The sequence below is a fragment of the Frankia sp. CpI1-P genome (assembly GCF_001421075.1).
Classification (GTDB): domain Bacteria; phylum Actinomycetota; class Actinomycetes; order Frankiales; family Frankiaceae; genus Frankia; species Frankia torreyi.
This window is the reverse complement of sequence record NZ_LJJX01000005.1, coordinates 63,585-76,859: the sequence shown is the minus strand read 5'-3', so window position 1 is coordinate 76,859 and position 13,275 is coordinate 63,585. Positions and strand designations below refer to the sequence as shown.

Genomic DNA, 13,275 nt, shown 5'->3' with positions numbered 1-13,275 from the left:
GCCTCTGCCCGGATCGGCGCCGGTCCGCCGTCGGCTGCGGTGAACGACCAGGTCACGAACCACGGCGGCGGGTCGATCGACGCCTCCAGACGTCTCCCTGCGCCCACCCCATCACCGTCCCGCTTCCAGCCCGTGATTATTGCGATCGGAGTGCGTCCGCCGCTGCCGTAATCTGTTCTCTCGTGGGCGCCACATACGTGAAGTCTCGGCCGCGGAGGTACTCGAGGAACTCCGGTTCGGGTGGAAGATCGTGCGCTTCCAGGTAGTAGGCGACGGAGGCGTCCCAGATCCAGAATCCATCCGTCAGGAGTGCCATGGGCACCTGCTTCGGTCGGGCCGGGTCGAGCTGGTCGACGTCGAGGCCGGCGGCCCGTAGGATGACTGCCGCGTGTCGCAGGTAGGCCAGAACCTCGCTGCGTTCGCGACCGGGGGGCAGCTCTGGGCGGTCGGTTATGAAGGGGGTGCCGTCCGCTGTGCCATCGAAGACCTTGGCCATCTTCAGATCACCGATAATCTGGGGCATTGCCATCACCTTTGGTTGTCGGGTGGAAATCGATCCAATGGCCGTCGTGTGGTCGGGTTGCCACCAGGATTCCGAACTCGTTCCGTCGCCTTGACGTCGTGACGACATTACCTCTCTCGTCGTTAAAGGCGAGTTCGGTCGGTGCGGTCACGGTGACGCCGAGTTCGTCGGCGACCTTCTGGGCGACGGGGTCGTCGCCCTGTCCAGTCTCGCAGGACACCAGCCGCACCGGTCGGCCGCGCCAGTTCTCGTCCGCGCGGATGAGCGCGCTGAGCTGCCGGGCGTCGAGTCGTGTCCGGCCGACCCGGAATTCCGAGGGGGTACCGTGCAGGTCGGCGGTGTACTGACCCGGGGCCGGTCTAGNTTCCGCAGCGGTTGTGCGCATCTCCACGTCGGACTTCTCGTAGAAGGCCCGTCCGTCGGTGGTCGGCAGGCTGTCCCGCCAGATCCGGGTCAGCTTCCAGCCGAGCCTTTCCGGTCCGTCCGACCCATCCCGCTTTCTGGCTGTCGCGTCCCGGCCCACGTCCCCGGCCGGATCATCACGGGTAGCGTCGTCAAGCAGTGCCAGCTTGCGTTCCAGCGGTGAAAGGCGGGTCTCGGGCTCGACCGCCGTCCGGCGATCGGCCGGCTGCGGCCGATCATCCGACAGTGCGCGACGTTCCAGCGCATCCAGCTTCGACTCGATTCTCGACCGCTCGGTAGGCCCCGAGGGACGGTCGACGCGCGGCTCTCCGGACTGGTCTGGTACCGGCGACCGCTCGGGAGTCGCCGCCGGCCGCTCGATAGACATCGCCACCCAAAGTAGCAGTGCTGCCACATGCATGTCGCGAACCGTCCGTGAGCGGGCTTGTCTGCTGATGGGACGGATATACNTTATGGTAGGCGGCTGGTCTCGTTCCGGGACCGGTTTCGCGGCTTGAACACGTGGGGGCGTGGTGGACGGCGCGTTGCACGCACAGATCGTGAAGCTGGCTCAGGCGTCCCAGAACTTCGGGTTCCTGCTCGAGCACGAGCCGCTGCTCGTCCTGTTCGGGGTGAGCGCGGAGTCCTACATCTATCCCGATCCGAACACGTCCCTGATGAAGGCGCGTCAGTTCGCAGAGACGCTGGCCGCGCGCATGGTCNCAGAGACCGAGACGCGGGTGCGCGGGGACCGGCAGGTGGACCGCCTCGCCGCGCTGGCCAGGTCCGGTCTGTTGGACAGTCGGATCAAGCGCGCGTTCGACGCCGTTCGCCGCGCCGGCAACGAAGCAGTGCACGGCTACTTCGGCGAGGTTCGGGTAGCGCTCGCCATGGTGGGCCACTGCTTCGAGCTCGGCGTGTGGTTCCACCGCTTCCTCACCGAGGACCGCAGCGTCATCGCCTTCGTCCCGCCCGCCCCGCCGGAATCGGGCACCGCGGCGTCGTCCGCTGTCGACGCCGACGAGCTGCGCCAGCTGCGGGAGGAGCTGGCGGCCTATCGGGACCGGCTCGCCCAGACGAAGGTCCGCCTCGACGGACGCCTGGATGAACTGGCGGCCGAGCAGGCGGCGCGAACCGAGGCCGAGCAGGCCGCCGAGCGCGCCCGATCGGAGGCACAGGCGCTGCACGAGACCGTCGCCGAGCTGCACCGGCGCATCTCAGCGCTGGTGGCGGACTCCCCGCGGCAGACGACCCTGACGCCGGCAACCGTAGCGACCGAGTCGGCCGACGCCGACGCGATGGCGGTCCGCGAGGTGCTGTCCGTCGAGGCGGGCATCGGGCTACCCGGGATGCAGCCGCGGTCGACGAATGCGGACCAGCGTGAGGCGCTTATCGAGCGGGCCCGGGTGGCCGCCCGCGAACCGCGTACGGAGGTGCAGGTCCGGGCCGAGATCGATCGGATGCTGCAGGCCGCCGGCTGGGTCGTCCAGAACGTGTCCGCGCTGAACTTGTTCGTGGGGGGTGGAGGTGTCGCGGTCCGGGAGGGACGCACTGCCTCCGGCCCGGCCGACTACCTGCTGTACGTCGATCAGGCACTCGTCGGCGTGATCGAGGCGAAGCGGGAAGGCACCACGCTGACACAGGTCGAGGGCCAGTCCGCCCGGTACGCCGGCACGCTGACCAAGGAACAGCAGATGGCTACCTGGCGCTCCCCGTTGCCCTTCCGGTACGAGTCGACGGCGATCGAGACGCAGTTCACCAACGTCCTTGATCCCGTGCCGAGATCCCGGCGCGTATTTTCCTTTCACCAGCCGGCGACGCTGGCTCGCTGGATGCGGGAGGCTGACGAGGACCCGGACCACCCGACCCTGCGGGCCCGGCTCGCCGCGCTGCCGGCGACGTTTCCNCTGGCCACTGCGTCCCTGCGGCCGGCTCAGGTCGACGCCGTCACCGGATTGGAGCGTTCGCTGGCCACCGGTCGGCCACGGGCGCTCATCCAGATGGCGACCGGCGCGGGCAAGACGTACGCGGCGGTGACGACGAGCGCCCGCCTGCTGCGCCATGCGCGGGCCCGGCGCGTGCTGTTCCTCGTCGACCGCAACAACCTGGGCCGTCAGGCGCGCACCGAGTTCGGCGGCTACATGGTCCCGGACGATGGTCGCCGCTTCACCGACCTCTACAACNCCGAGATCCTGGCCGGCTCCGGGGTGGCCGACTCCTGGCAGGTCGTCATCTCGACGGTGCAGCGGCTGTACGCGGTGCTGTCGGGCCGCAGCGTGCCGGATGCCGACACCGACGACCCGGACCTCGACGACGGGATGGAGGCGTCGGGCGACGAGGATGTCGAGCCGGCCGCCGTCACCTACAGTGCCGCGCTACCGCCGGAGACGTTCGACCTCATCATCATCGANGAGTGCCACCGCTCCATCTACGGGAAGTGGCGGGCGGTGCTGGAGTACTTCGACGCCTTCCAGACCGGGCTGACCGCCACCCCGACGAAGCAGACCCTGGGCTACTTCCAGCGGAACGTGGTCAGCGAGTACTCCAATCAACAGGCGGTCGCGGACGGCGTGAACGTCGACTTCGACGTCTACCGCATCCGCACGAAGCACGGCGAGCAGGGCGACACCATCGAGGCCGGCATCACCGTGCCGCGCCGCGACCGGCGGACCCGGGAGCAGCGCTACGAGGAGCTCGACGACGACTTCAGCTACAGCCCGGACCAGCTCGGCCGGACCGTCATCAGCGAGGGGAACCTCGACCTGGTGCTCGCGACGTTCCGGGACCGGCTGTTCACCGAGATTTTCCCGGGGCGTACCGAGGTGCCGAAGACGCTGGTGTTCGCCCGCGATGACAACCACGCCGACGAGATCGTCCGCCGGATCCGCGAGGTCTTCAACCGCGGCAACGAGTTCGCCGTGAAGATCACCTATTCGGTGCGCAACACCGACGAGCTGCTGGCATCGTTCCGTAACTCGGCGGAGTTGCGTGTCGCTGTCACCGTCGACATGATCTCCACCGGTACGGATGTGCGCCCGCTGGAATGCCTGCTGTTCCTGCGCAACCCGAAAAGCCCGGTCGCCTTCGAACAGATGAAGGGTCGCGGGGCGCGGACCATCGACCCGGCGGAGTTTCAGAGTGTCACGCCGGATGCGCGAACCAAGGATCGTTTCGTGCTCGTCGACGCGATCGGCGTCGTCGACACGAAACGGGTCGACGCGGCCCCGCTGGCCCGGCACACCGAACGGCAGATCAGCCTGGAGGCGCTGCTGCGCAAGGCCGGCAGCCTGGAGATCACCGCCGACGAGACGGCGACGCTCGCCTCCCGTCTCGCCCGTCTCGATCAGCGGCTCACCGCGGAGGAACGCACGGAGTTGGAGACTCTCGCGAAAATGCCGCTCGCAGAGGTGGTCGGCAGCCTGGTTCGGGCCGCCGATCCGGACCTGCTCGCCGACGCGGAGAGGAAGGGCCCGACGGAGGTACGGAAGCTGGTCGTTGCCGCGGTCCGCCCGCTCGCTGCGAACCCGGATCTGCGCGCCCGGCTGCTGGAGATCCGCCGCGCCCACGAGATCACCATCGACGAGGTGAACACCGACGTCCTGCTCTCCGCGGGTGGCGTCGACCGGTCCGAGCTGGCCCGCGACCAGGTGACCTCCTGGCGGGCGTACCTGAAGGCTAACCATGACGAGATCGCCCTGATCGAGGCGGCCTACGAGCACGGCGGCGACCCGCGGTCGGTGTACATCCGGCTCAAAGAACTGGCCGCGCGGATCGCCCGGCCACCGCACCTGTGGTCTCCGCTCAGCCTGTGGCACTCGTACCAGGTCCTCGGGCTCGCGCCCGAGGCACCGGGGGTAAGTTACGGAACGTTGGATCTGATCGGCCTGATCCGCTACGAGCTGGGCATCGAGGAGCAGCCGCGGCCACATCGGGCGGTGGTTGACGAGCGGTTTGCCTCCTGGCTCGCCGCCCAGCGGCAGGCCGGCGTGACGTTCACGGCCGACCAGGAATGGTGGCTGGAGAGGATCAAGGACATCGTGGTGAGTTCGGCGACCTTCAACGACAGCGACCTCGACGAGTCGCCCTTCACCCAGAACGGTGGCACCGACGGCTTCCTCGCCGCCTTCGGCAACGACCGTGCCGAGACCGTCCTCACCACCCTCCGCACCGCCCTCACCGCATGACCAACCTCCCCCTCGGCTGGGAATGGGCTTGCCTCGAAGATCTTCTTGCGGTGGAGTCGAGGGCTATCACTGACGGACCTTTTGGCTCGAATCTAGCCTCTCGCCATTACACTGCCTCGGGTGTCAGGGTAATTCGACTGCAGAACATCGGTGATGGAATCTTCAATGACGAAGATCGAGCCTATATCGCCGATGATCATTTTGAATCTCTGCGCGCNCATGAGGTGTGTGCAGGAGATCTCATAGTCGCTTCGCTGGGCGACAATCTTCCTCGCGTTTGTATTATGCCGAAGTTCGATGTATCGGCGATCGTGAAGGCTGATTGCATTCGTGTTCGTCCTCACCACTCCATCGATCCGCATTGGCTGCTCTACTTTTTGAGTGCGCCACAGTCTCGAAGCTACGCGGCTTCCAGGATTAGAGGGGTTGGTCGGCCTCGTCTGGGTCTCGGAGAGTTGCGGCGTATGCCCCTACCGGTCCCACCGTTGGCCGAACAGCGCCGCATCGTTACCGTCCTCGATGAATATTTGCCGCGACTTGCGAAGGCTGCNGACTCGCTTGGTCGTGTCAACATCCGCAGCCGAGATCTTGCGCTTTCGATAATCTCAAGCGCCGTGGAGGGGCGGCTCGTGAAGCACTCCACCTCATGTATATCTTCCAGTGAGGAAATTGCCGCTAAGCTGGCTAGGCAACGCGAGGTTTCTTGGGCTGCGGCGCGAAGATCAAATTATAATTCTCCCGTAGCTCCGAATATAGAGCCGCCCCCGTCGATCCCGCGCGGATGGGCTCTTGTCAGTCTTGAGGCGGCAACTGACCCCATCAGAACTATTCGTTATGGTATCCTAAAGCCAAATTCTCCCGGCGTGCGAGAAGTTCCATACGTCGAAGTTCGGGATTTGTCTGCGGGGTCTTTGGTTCGCGAATCTTTGAAGCGAACGTCGAAGGAGATGGNCACCCAATTCCCGGGTTCAAGGTTGCGAGCCGGTGATGTTGTGATGGCTATCAGAGGCTCATATGAACGCTCCGCGGTTATATCTTCCGATTTGACCGGCGTAAATATTAGTCGCGATGTTGCTCGAATTTCTCCGCTGCCCGACCTGGCTTCCGATTATCTGCATCTCTATCTGCAGGGCCGCTTTAGCCGCCAGTATTTCGCGCNCCACGCGAGAGGGGTTGCGGTTAAAGGGGTAAATATTTCGGCGATAAGAGCACTTCCAGTAGTGATACCGCCGATTGTAGTGCAACGGGAGATTGTTCGAGAAGTAGAGCGTTGTCTGTCGGTGGTGGAAATCTGGAAAAATTCGACTGCTATAGTTGATGCTCGGTCTCGACGCTTGCGAGGCGCATTACTGGCGGAGGCATTTGCGGGGCGGTTGGTGACGCAGGATCCGGGGGATGAGCCGGCATCGATGCTATTGGCGCAGATCCAAGGAGAGCGCGCCGGTATGGNGAAGGTGCCACCAAGGCGGCGGACTCCAAAGTCGGCTGGGGCCGGNCCGGCTACAGTCCGACCGGCCAGAGGTTGGGACTCCGTCGCTGCCGCATCCGTGCCGATGCTGCCNCTTGGCGACATGGGCATAGATCAAGATAAGGACGTGCTGGGGTGAGCGCGGACGCACGGCGGTTGGTTGCGAAGCTGTGGAAATACTGCGATGTGCTGCGGGATGACGGTGTCTCCACGATCGACTACGTCGAGCAGCTTACTTACCTGTTGTTTCTGAAGATGGCGCACGAGCGGGCCGAACGCAAGCTGAATCCGGACATCGCTCTGAGGNCGGTTGCGGCGCGGTGGCAGAAGCTGCTCGACTACGACGGCGACGATCTGGAGGTCGAGTACCGGCATACACTGGAGGAGCTTGCCAAGGAATCGGGCATGCTCGGGGTGATCTTCCGGAAGGCGCAGAACCGCATTCAGGATCCGGCCAAGCTGAAGCGGCTCATCGTGGATCTGATCGAAAAGGAGCAGTGGTCTTCGACCGGTGTCGACGTCAAGGGTGATGCCTACGAGGAGCTGCTGGCTAAAAGCGCCGAGGACATCAAGTCCGGCGCGGGGCAGTACTTCACCCCGCGGGCGCTGACCGCGGCCATGGTCGACTGCCTCCAGCCACTGCCCGGCGACACCGTCTACGACCCGGCGTGTGGCACCGGCGGCTTCCTCCTGGCCGCCGCCGACTACATCCAGCGCCATCACGGCGCCGACATGACGCCGGAGCAGCGCAGCGCCTTCAGCCGGGGGGCGATCAAGGGCACGGAGCTGGTCGACGGTACCGCCCGGCTCGCCGCGATGAACATGATCCTGCATGGCATCGGCCAGCCCAACGGCAACACGCTCATCGACGTCGGGGACGCGCTTGCCGGGCGGTACGGGGGCAACCCGACGGTCATCCTCGCCAACCCGCCGTTCGGGAAAAAGTCGTCGATCACGGTGATCGGGGAAGATGGCCGCGCCGGCCGGGACGACATTGCCTACAGTCGAACGGATTTCTGGACGACGACGACGAACAAGCAGCTCAACTTCGTGCAGCACATCGCGACGTCGCTGGACGTGAACGGTCGGGCGGCCGTCGTCGTCCCCGACAATGTCCTGTTCGAAGGCGGCGCGGGGGAGACTGTCCGCCGCCGGCTGCTGCTTGACTACGACGTCCACACCCTGTTGCGCCTGCCCACTGGCATCTTCTACGCCGGCGGGGTCAAAGCGAACGTGCTGTTCTTCGACAAGCGCCGAGCCCGGNCGGGCACGCCGTGGACGACGACGATGTGGGTCTACGACCTGCGGGTCGGCCAGCATTTCACACTCAAGCAGAACCCGCTGCGCCGAGAGCACCTTGACGACTTCGTCGCCTGCTACCGGCCTGGGGAACCGCGGAAGACCCGGGTCGAGTCCGAGCGGTTCCGTCCGTTCACCTACGACGAGCTGGTCGCCCGGGACAAGGCGAACCTCGACATCACCTGGCTACGCGACCCGAGCCTCGACGACGCTGACAGCCTGCTGCCTCCCGACGTCATCGCCCGGGAGATCGTCGAGGATCTCGAAGCCGCGCTGGCCGAGTTCGCCGCCATCGCCGAGTCCCTCGCCGCCGGTCCGCGCAGCGACGGTTCCGCGGAACCCGACGGCTCCGCGTCGGCCGACGACGCACCCGCGGTCGGGGAACTTCCCCTCTGACGAGTCCGGCGCACCCGCGCAGCGACGTCATGCGTTCGCGGGTGCGCTCGGCGCGGCGATGCGTCAGTCGGGTTCGTTCGCGCGCAGCACCGCCTCGGCCAGCTCGGCGAGCGAGCCCTCACCCGGCAGCGACCACCGCGCCGGCCCCTGCACGGAGACGGGGGAGCGCTTCCATCCCGCCTGCCGCCACATTTCCATGACCAGGCCGGACGGCGCGTATTGGTGGCCGTCCGCCGCCCAGACCAACGNCCTCGAGCGACTGGGTGTCCACGTCGCCTCGGCCCGCCGCGGATTGGCCGCCAACCAGCTTCCGATCGCGCGCTCCTCGGCCTTACTCGCGGTGGAGAACACCAGCCGTGCGCCGTTTCCGATCCTGTTCGCGTCGACCAGGACCCCCACCGAGTTCGGCCGGCGGCTACGCCGTTCCGCCTTCGGCGGGCTGTAGGCGTCGGGCAGAGTCGGCTCCGGCTGGGGGCTTGCGATGTTGCGAAGCACCAGCTCGACCAGGGTCTTGCACCGCTCGGTGCTAGTCAGCGTGCTGCCGATGAAGGCGGTCTGGCTGAAGTGGACGTCGATGTGCAGGACGAGCCAACCGATCGTCTGCCGGACCAGCTCCGGCACGTCGGCGAGCCGGGCGGACCAGTCGACGTCAGGATCATCGACCCCGTCCAGGGTGATCTTGGCGAAGACGATGTGCGCGATCAGCAGGTCACCGTGCTCCGCGACCGCCTGCGCACGGCCGCGGCGGTCGTCGCGGCTGTCGAGGAGGCTTTGCTGCACCGCGCGCAGGGTCTGGACGCATCGCCAGATCCGCAGTGCCGACGGGCGGCGGCCGCCGAACAGCAGGGTGTAGGCGCCCTTCGGGTCGCGCTCCCACAGCAGGGCGGTGTCCTTCTTCGCCCGCACCNCCAGTTCGACATCGGGATATGCGCAGGCGAGGGCGATGGAGGCGTGCACGACGGAACAGCCGCCCTCGGGCGGCGGGTCGATCTCCCCTCGCTTGATGACATAGGTCTTGTCGAGGGTGAGGGCGAAGTCGTCCCGGATGTCGGTCTGCACCGGGTCCAGGACGACGAAGTCGCGCAGCTCGACGTCGTTCTGCGTGTTCGTCGTCTGGGTGATGGTGGTGGCGAGGCCGGTGGNCTCCTCCCGCACGACGATGACGCGGACGCCGACACGCGCTGCGGCGGCCGCCGGGTTCTTCTTCACCNCCTCGCTGATGGCGACGACGGTCTGCGCTCCGTTGACCACGCTCGCCCCGTCGATCGTCAGCCTGGCCGCGCCGTTCGGCGCACTCAGACTGAAGGGGGTTGAAAGCTGCTGTCTGTCGAGCGTCATCTAGCGTCTTTTGGCGTCGTATAGTGGCCAGGTGAACCTAAAGGAGTGGGCCGAGTCGCAGGGCGTGTCATACACGTCCGCGCGCCGCTGGCACCGCGAAGGCACACTCCCCGTCCCGACCCGCCGGGTCGGTCGGCTGATCCTCGTCGGCGACGTCGAGGCGCGGCCGGCACCGTCCGGTGTGACGGCGGTGTACGCCCGGGTGTCGTCCGCCGATCAGCGGCCGGACCTTGACCGGCAGGTCGCCCGGGTCACCACGTGGGCGGCCGGACAGAACCTGCCCGTCGGCAGAGTGGTGACCGAGGTCGGCTCCGCGTTGGACAGCCATCGCCGCGAGTTCCTCGCGCTGCTACGCGACCCGACGGTGGCGACGATCGTCGTCGAGCACCGGGACCGGTTCGCTCGGTTCGGCGCCGAGTACGTCGAGGCCGCGATGTCCGCGCAGGGACGCCGCCTGCTGGTCGTCGACCCGTCCGAGGTCGACGACGACCTCGTCCGCGACATCNCCGAGGTCCTGACGTCGATGTGTGCCCGGCTCTACGGCCGGCGCGCCGCGGCGAACCGGGCCGCCCGCGCGGTCGCGGCGGCCACCGAGGATCCCTCGTGAGTCGGGTCCTGCAGGCGTACCGGTTCGCGCTCGACCCGAACAACGTCCAGGCCGCGAACCTCAACCGGCATGCCGGTGCCCGGCGCTATGCCTTCAACTGGGGCCTGGCGTTCGTGAAGGCCGCGCTGGGGCAGCGGGAGGCGGAGAAGTCCTACGGGCTGTCCGGTGATGATCTGACTCCGGTGCCGTGGACGCTGCCCGCGCTACGTCTGCGCTGGAACCAGATCAAGAACGGTATCGCCCCCTGGTGGGCCGGCTGCTCCAAGGAGGCGTTCTCCGCCGGGCTGGCGGATCTGGCCAACGCGCTGAAGAACTTCACCGACTCGAAGAAGGGCAAGTGCAAAGGCGGGAAGGTCGGCTTCCCGCGTTTCAAGAAGCGTGGCAAGGCCCGCGACTCGTTCCGCTACACCACCGGGTCCTACGGACCGTGCGGGGAGCTGCACGTCAAGCTGCCCCGGATCGGCCCGGTGAAGGTCCACGAGCCGATGGGGGCGCTGACCAGCCGGCTCGTGGACGGCCGGGCACGGCTGGGGGGTGCGACCGTGTCCCGGACCGCCGGCCGCTGGTTCGTGTCGTTCACGGTCGAGACCGAGCGGGAGATTCCGGACACCCCGTCGGCGCGGCAGGTCAGGGGCGGCGTTGTCGGGATCGATCTGGGCGTGAAGCACCTCGCGGTGCTCTCGACCGGCGAGAAGGTCCCGAACCCGAAGCATGCCGCCCGCGCGGAGAAGGAACTGCGCCGGACATCCCGGGCCTACGCACGGTCGCAGCCGGGCAGCAACGGCCGGGCGAAGCTCGCTGCCGAACTCGCGAAGCAGCACGCGCACACCGCCAACCAGCGGCGCGACGGGCTGCACAAGCTCACCACCGAACTGGCCAGAACCCATCGCACGGTGGTCATCGAGGACCTGAACGTCACCGGCATGGTCCGCAACCGGCATCTGGCCAAGGCGGTCTTCGACGTCGGCATGGGCGAGCTGCGCCGCCAGCTGGAGTACAAGTGCGGCCGGACCGTCCGCAACCCGAAGACCGGGACCGATGTGTACGTGCCCGGCTGGCACGGCGCGCACCTGCACGTCGCCGACCGATGGTACCCGTCGAGCAAGACCTGTTCCGGCTGTGGCTGGCGAAACCCAAGCCTGACCCTGTCGGACCGCACCTTCACCTGCAAACGCTGCGGACTGGTGATCGACCGTGATGAGAACGCGGCGATCAATCTCAGGCGGCTCGTCGACCGCGAGTACATCGGCGACGTTAAAACTGCTCGTGGAGCCGACCGTAAGACCAGTGCGCTAGCAGTACCGGCGCGACGGCAGGTGGCCGCGAAGCGGGAACCCGGCACCGCGCGAGCGGATCAGACCGGGGGTGCCTCGCCGAGAGGCGAGGCGGCATGAGAGCGCTATATGACGCTCACATGCAACGGTTGAAGGTGAGGCCGTCGCAGAGCACGGTGACGCCGTTGTTGTAGTACCAGAAGTTCTCGGGGGTCTTGAGCAGCGTCTCGATGATTCCACTGTTGATCTTTGTGATGCCGAGACTGGTGCGGATGTTCTTGCTGAACAGGAGGCTGCCGTGCTCGGCGTGCCAGTGGGCGATCTCCCCGGCCTACTCGTTGAAGCTCTTCACGGCGTCGTCGAACTTCCGCCGCACTTCCTGGGAGGGCTGTTGACTGCCCATCAGGACCACGCTCAAGGTGATGCGCCGGTTGGCGTCGCTGAGCACGGCACGTATGCGCTCGGCCAGCACCTGGAGCCGCTCGTTGAAGCGGTCGAACTCGTGCTGGTCGATCAGGCGGAGCCCTTCGAGGGTCTTGAGGGCCTCGCCGGAGTTCAGGCCGGCCTCGCCGCGGTCGCTCCACTTCGACTGGATCAACCAGAGCCTCGGCTCACCCGCGGCCACGGCGATGGCGTCGATACCGAAATCATCCCGCCCGTCGATGACCAGCTCGGCGGCGTCGGCCGTGTCGCACGCGGCCCGGTCCCGGGCGACCAGCGCGGCGAGCGCCCGGGACAGGAATTTCCGGCGGCGCTCGCCTGGGTCCGGGTGGGTGACGTCGGCTGTGTCGATGAGCCCCTCGAACTCGCGGGTCAGNGCGGACTGGACCGCGATGACGGCCCCGGGAATCGCCTTACCAGGCTTTCCGCTCATCCGACCGAACGCCCCCTTCGCCGCATCGTGCATGCAAGCTTACGGGGCGTCCCCTTTGCGGTACGCAGTAGTCCCGCTGCGGCGGACCGACCGCCGAGGCTGCCGCCTTGGCCGTCTACTCGACGGCGTGCGAGGGGCTTCGGGCCATATTCAGTCGTCGTCGGGGTGGTAGACCACTTGATATCCACCGACCCTGACCCGTGGATCTCGGCCCGGGCGGCTGGCTGGCCGGGGAGGGCGGAGCCCCGGCCGGTCGACGATCCCCGGCCGGCTAGGCGTCGGTGAGTTCGCGGGCCTGCGTTCCAACCTCGCGGAACATCTGGTCCCAGTCCGGGGTCGAGCCACCGGTCGCGTGGACGGCCGCGCGTGTCGCCGCGAGCGTCTTGCGTAGGGCTTCTTCGAGAGTCGCGACATCCACGATCATCGTGACGTCGAGACGGCCCGTCTTCAGGTTGGTGCTGAGATCGGGGTCGATCACGTCATGAAGTTCGTACAGCGCGTCGGCCAGCCGGTCAGAAACCTCGTCAAGGTCGTCCAGCGGGNCGACTACCTGCAGCTCGATCAGCATCTGGTACTTCATCACGGGGCCTCCTCCCAGCATGTTCGGCTCTTCAGGTGTCCGCGGAGGTTCTTCTCGTAGCGCGGGTCGGATGGAGTGAGATGCACGGTGTGCTTGTGCTCTCCACACGGGCAGTAGATCTTGAAGTACTTTTTGNCCTTCTCGACTCTCCAGCTCTGACTCTCCGCCTGTCGGAGGAACGCCTCCAGCTCCTTGATCGGGTGCCTCGATCGTGGCATCCCGCCACCTCCGCATGAACTTACCTAGGTTCCCGGGCCGGCCGCAGCGCTACATGGGCAACTACACGACTGTAGTTCACTGTGTGTAGCTCTTTTGTGGCCTTGCGTGCGG

General features: G+C 66.7%; 5 protein-coding genes and 13 pseudogenes. 12 read left to right on the top strand and 6 right to left on the bottom strand.

Annotated elements, in window-relative coordinates:
* Positions 1-136 precede the first annotated feature (136 nt).
* Together FF86_RS05005 and FF86_RS40625 are read right to left on the bottom strand one after the other, a co-directional pair.
* Entirely contained in the window at positions 137-523 is a 387-nt protein-coding gene (locus tag FF86_RS05005; protein WP_044883625.1) for a hypothetical protein, read from the bottom strand.
* Positions 524-887: 364 nt separating this feature from the next.
* Positions 888-1,346, bottom strand: a pseudogene (locus tag FF86_RS40625) (hypothetical protein); the annotation flags it as partial.
* A gap of 109 nt (positions 1,347-1,455) precedes the next feature.
* Here FF86_RS40625 and FF86_RS63960 point away from each other — a divergent pair.
* From FF86_RS63960 to FF86_RS40595, 9 genes and pseudogenes are all read left to right on the top strand, one after another.
* Positions 1,456-1,647 (top strand): annotated as a pseudogene (locus FF86_RS63960) (hypothetical protein); the annotation flags it as partial.
* Between the two features lies 1 nt (position 1,648).
* Positions 1,649-2,831 (top strand): annotated as a pseudogene (locus FF86_RS40615) (restriction endonuclease); the annotation flags it as partial.
* A 1-nt stretch (position 2,832) separates the two neighbouring features.
* Positions 2,833-3,108, top strand: a pseudogene (locus FF86_RS40610) (DEAD/DEAH box helicase family protein); the annotation flags it as partial.
* Position 3,109: 1 nt separating this feature from the next.
* Positions 3,110-3,335, top strand: a pseudogene (locus tag FF86_RS40605) (hypothetical protein); the annotation flags it as partial.
* Position 3,336: 1 nt separating this feature from the next.
* Positions 3,337-5,109 (top strand): type I restriction-modification enzyme R subunit C-terminal domain-containing protein (locus FF86_RS40600; RefSeq protein ID WP_255355707.1); only part of this gene is annotated, 1,773 nt, incomplete at its 5' end.
* A gap of 284 nt (positions 5,110-5,393) precedes the next feature.
* Positions 5,394-5,659: pseudogene (locus tag FF86_RS65245) on the top strand (restriction endonuclease subunit S); the annotation flags it as partial.
* 1,053 nt (positions 5,660-6,712) lie between these two features.
* A pseudogene (locus FF86_RS65240) lies at positions 6,713-6,883 on the top strand (type I restriction-modification system subunit M N-terminal domain-containing protein); the annotation flags it as partial.
* 1 nt (position 6,884) lies between these two features.
* Positions 6,885-7,840, top strand: a pseudogene (locus tag FF86_RS04990) (class I SAM-dependent DNA methyltransferase); the annotation flags it as partial.
* A gap of 1 nt (position 7,841) precedes the next feature.
* A pseudogene (locus FF86_RS40595) lies at positions 7,842-8,272 on the top strand (SAM-dependent DNA methyltransferase); the annotation flags it as partial.
* Positions 8,273-9,180: 908 nt separating this feature from the next.
* Here the strand turns inward: FF86_RS40595 and FF86_RS65235 are convergent.
* From FF86_RS65235 to FF86_RS65225, 3 genes and pseudogenes are all read right to left on the bottom strand, one after another.
* A pseudogene (locus tag FF86_RS65235) lies at positions 9,181-9,414 on the bottom strand (hypothetical protein); the annotation flags it as partial.
* Between the two features lies 1 nt (position 9,415).
* Positions 9,416-9,482: pseudogene (locus FF86_RS65230) on the bottom strand (hypothetical protein); the annotation flags it as partial.
* Between the two features lies 1 nt (position 9,483).
* On the bottom strand, positions 9,484-9,610 hold a 127-nt coding region (locus FF86_RS65225), incomplete at its 3' end, for a hypothetical protein (protein ID WP_396229779.1).
* A gap of 31 nt (positions 9,611-9,641) precedes the next feature.
* Between FF86_RS65225 and FF86_RS04980 the strand changes: the two are divergent.
* The 3 genes and pseudogenes from FF86_RS04980 to tnpB all read left to right on the top strand — a co-directional run.
* Positions 9,642-10,115: pseudogene (locus FF86_RS04980) on the top strand (IS607 family transposase); the annotation flags it as partial.
* 1 nt (position 10,116) lies between these two features.
* Positions 10,117-10,217, top strand: a pseudogene (locus tag FF86_RS40590) (IS607 family transposase); the annotation flags it as partial.
* Complete coding sequence (gene tnpB / locus FF86_RS04975; protein ID WP_044883628.1) at positions 10,214-11,611, top strand: IS607 family element RNA-guided endonuclease TnpB; 1,398 nt, start codon at positions 10,214-10,216, stop codon at positions 11,609-11,611. The pseudogene FF86_RS40590 and the gene tnpB, both read left to right, overlap by 4 nt.
* Before the next feature lie 16 nt (positions 11,612-11,627).
* Here tnpB and FF86_RS65220 read toward each other — a convergent pair whose 3' ends face one another.
* The gene (locus tag FF86_RS65220; protein ID WP_370657222.1) at positions 11,628-11,723 is read right to left on the bottom strand and encodes an AIPR family protein; all 96 of its coding nucleotides are present in this window, start codon (positions 11,721-11,723) and stop codon (positions 11,628-11,630) included.
* Positions 11,724-13,275: the final 1,552 nt, after the last annotated feature.

Coding starts and splice junctions, on each gene's coding strand:
- FF86_RS05005 (WP_044883625.1), bottom strand. CDS start 523: ATGCCCCAGATTATCGGTGATCTGAAGATGGCCAAGGTCTTCGATGGC.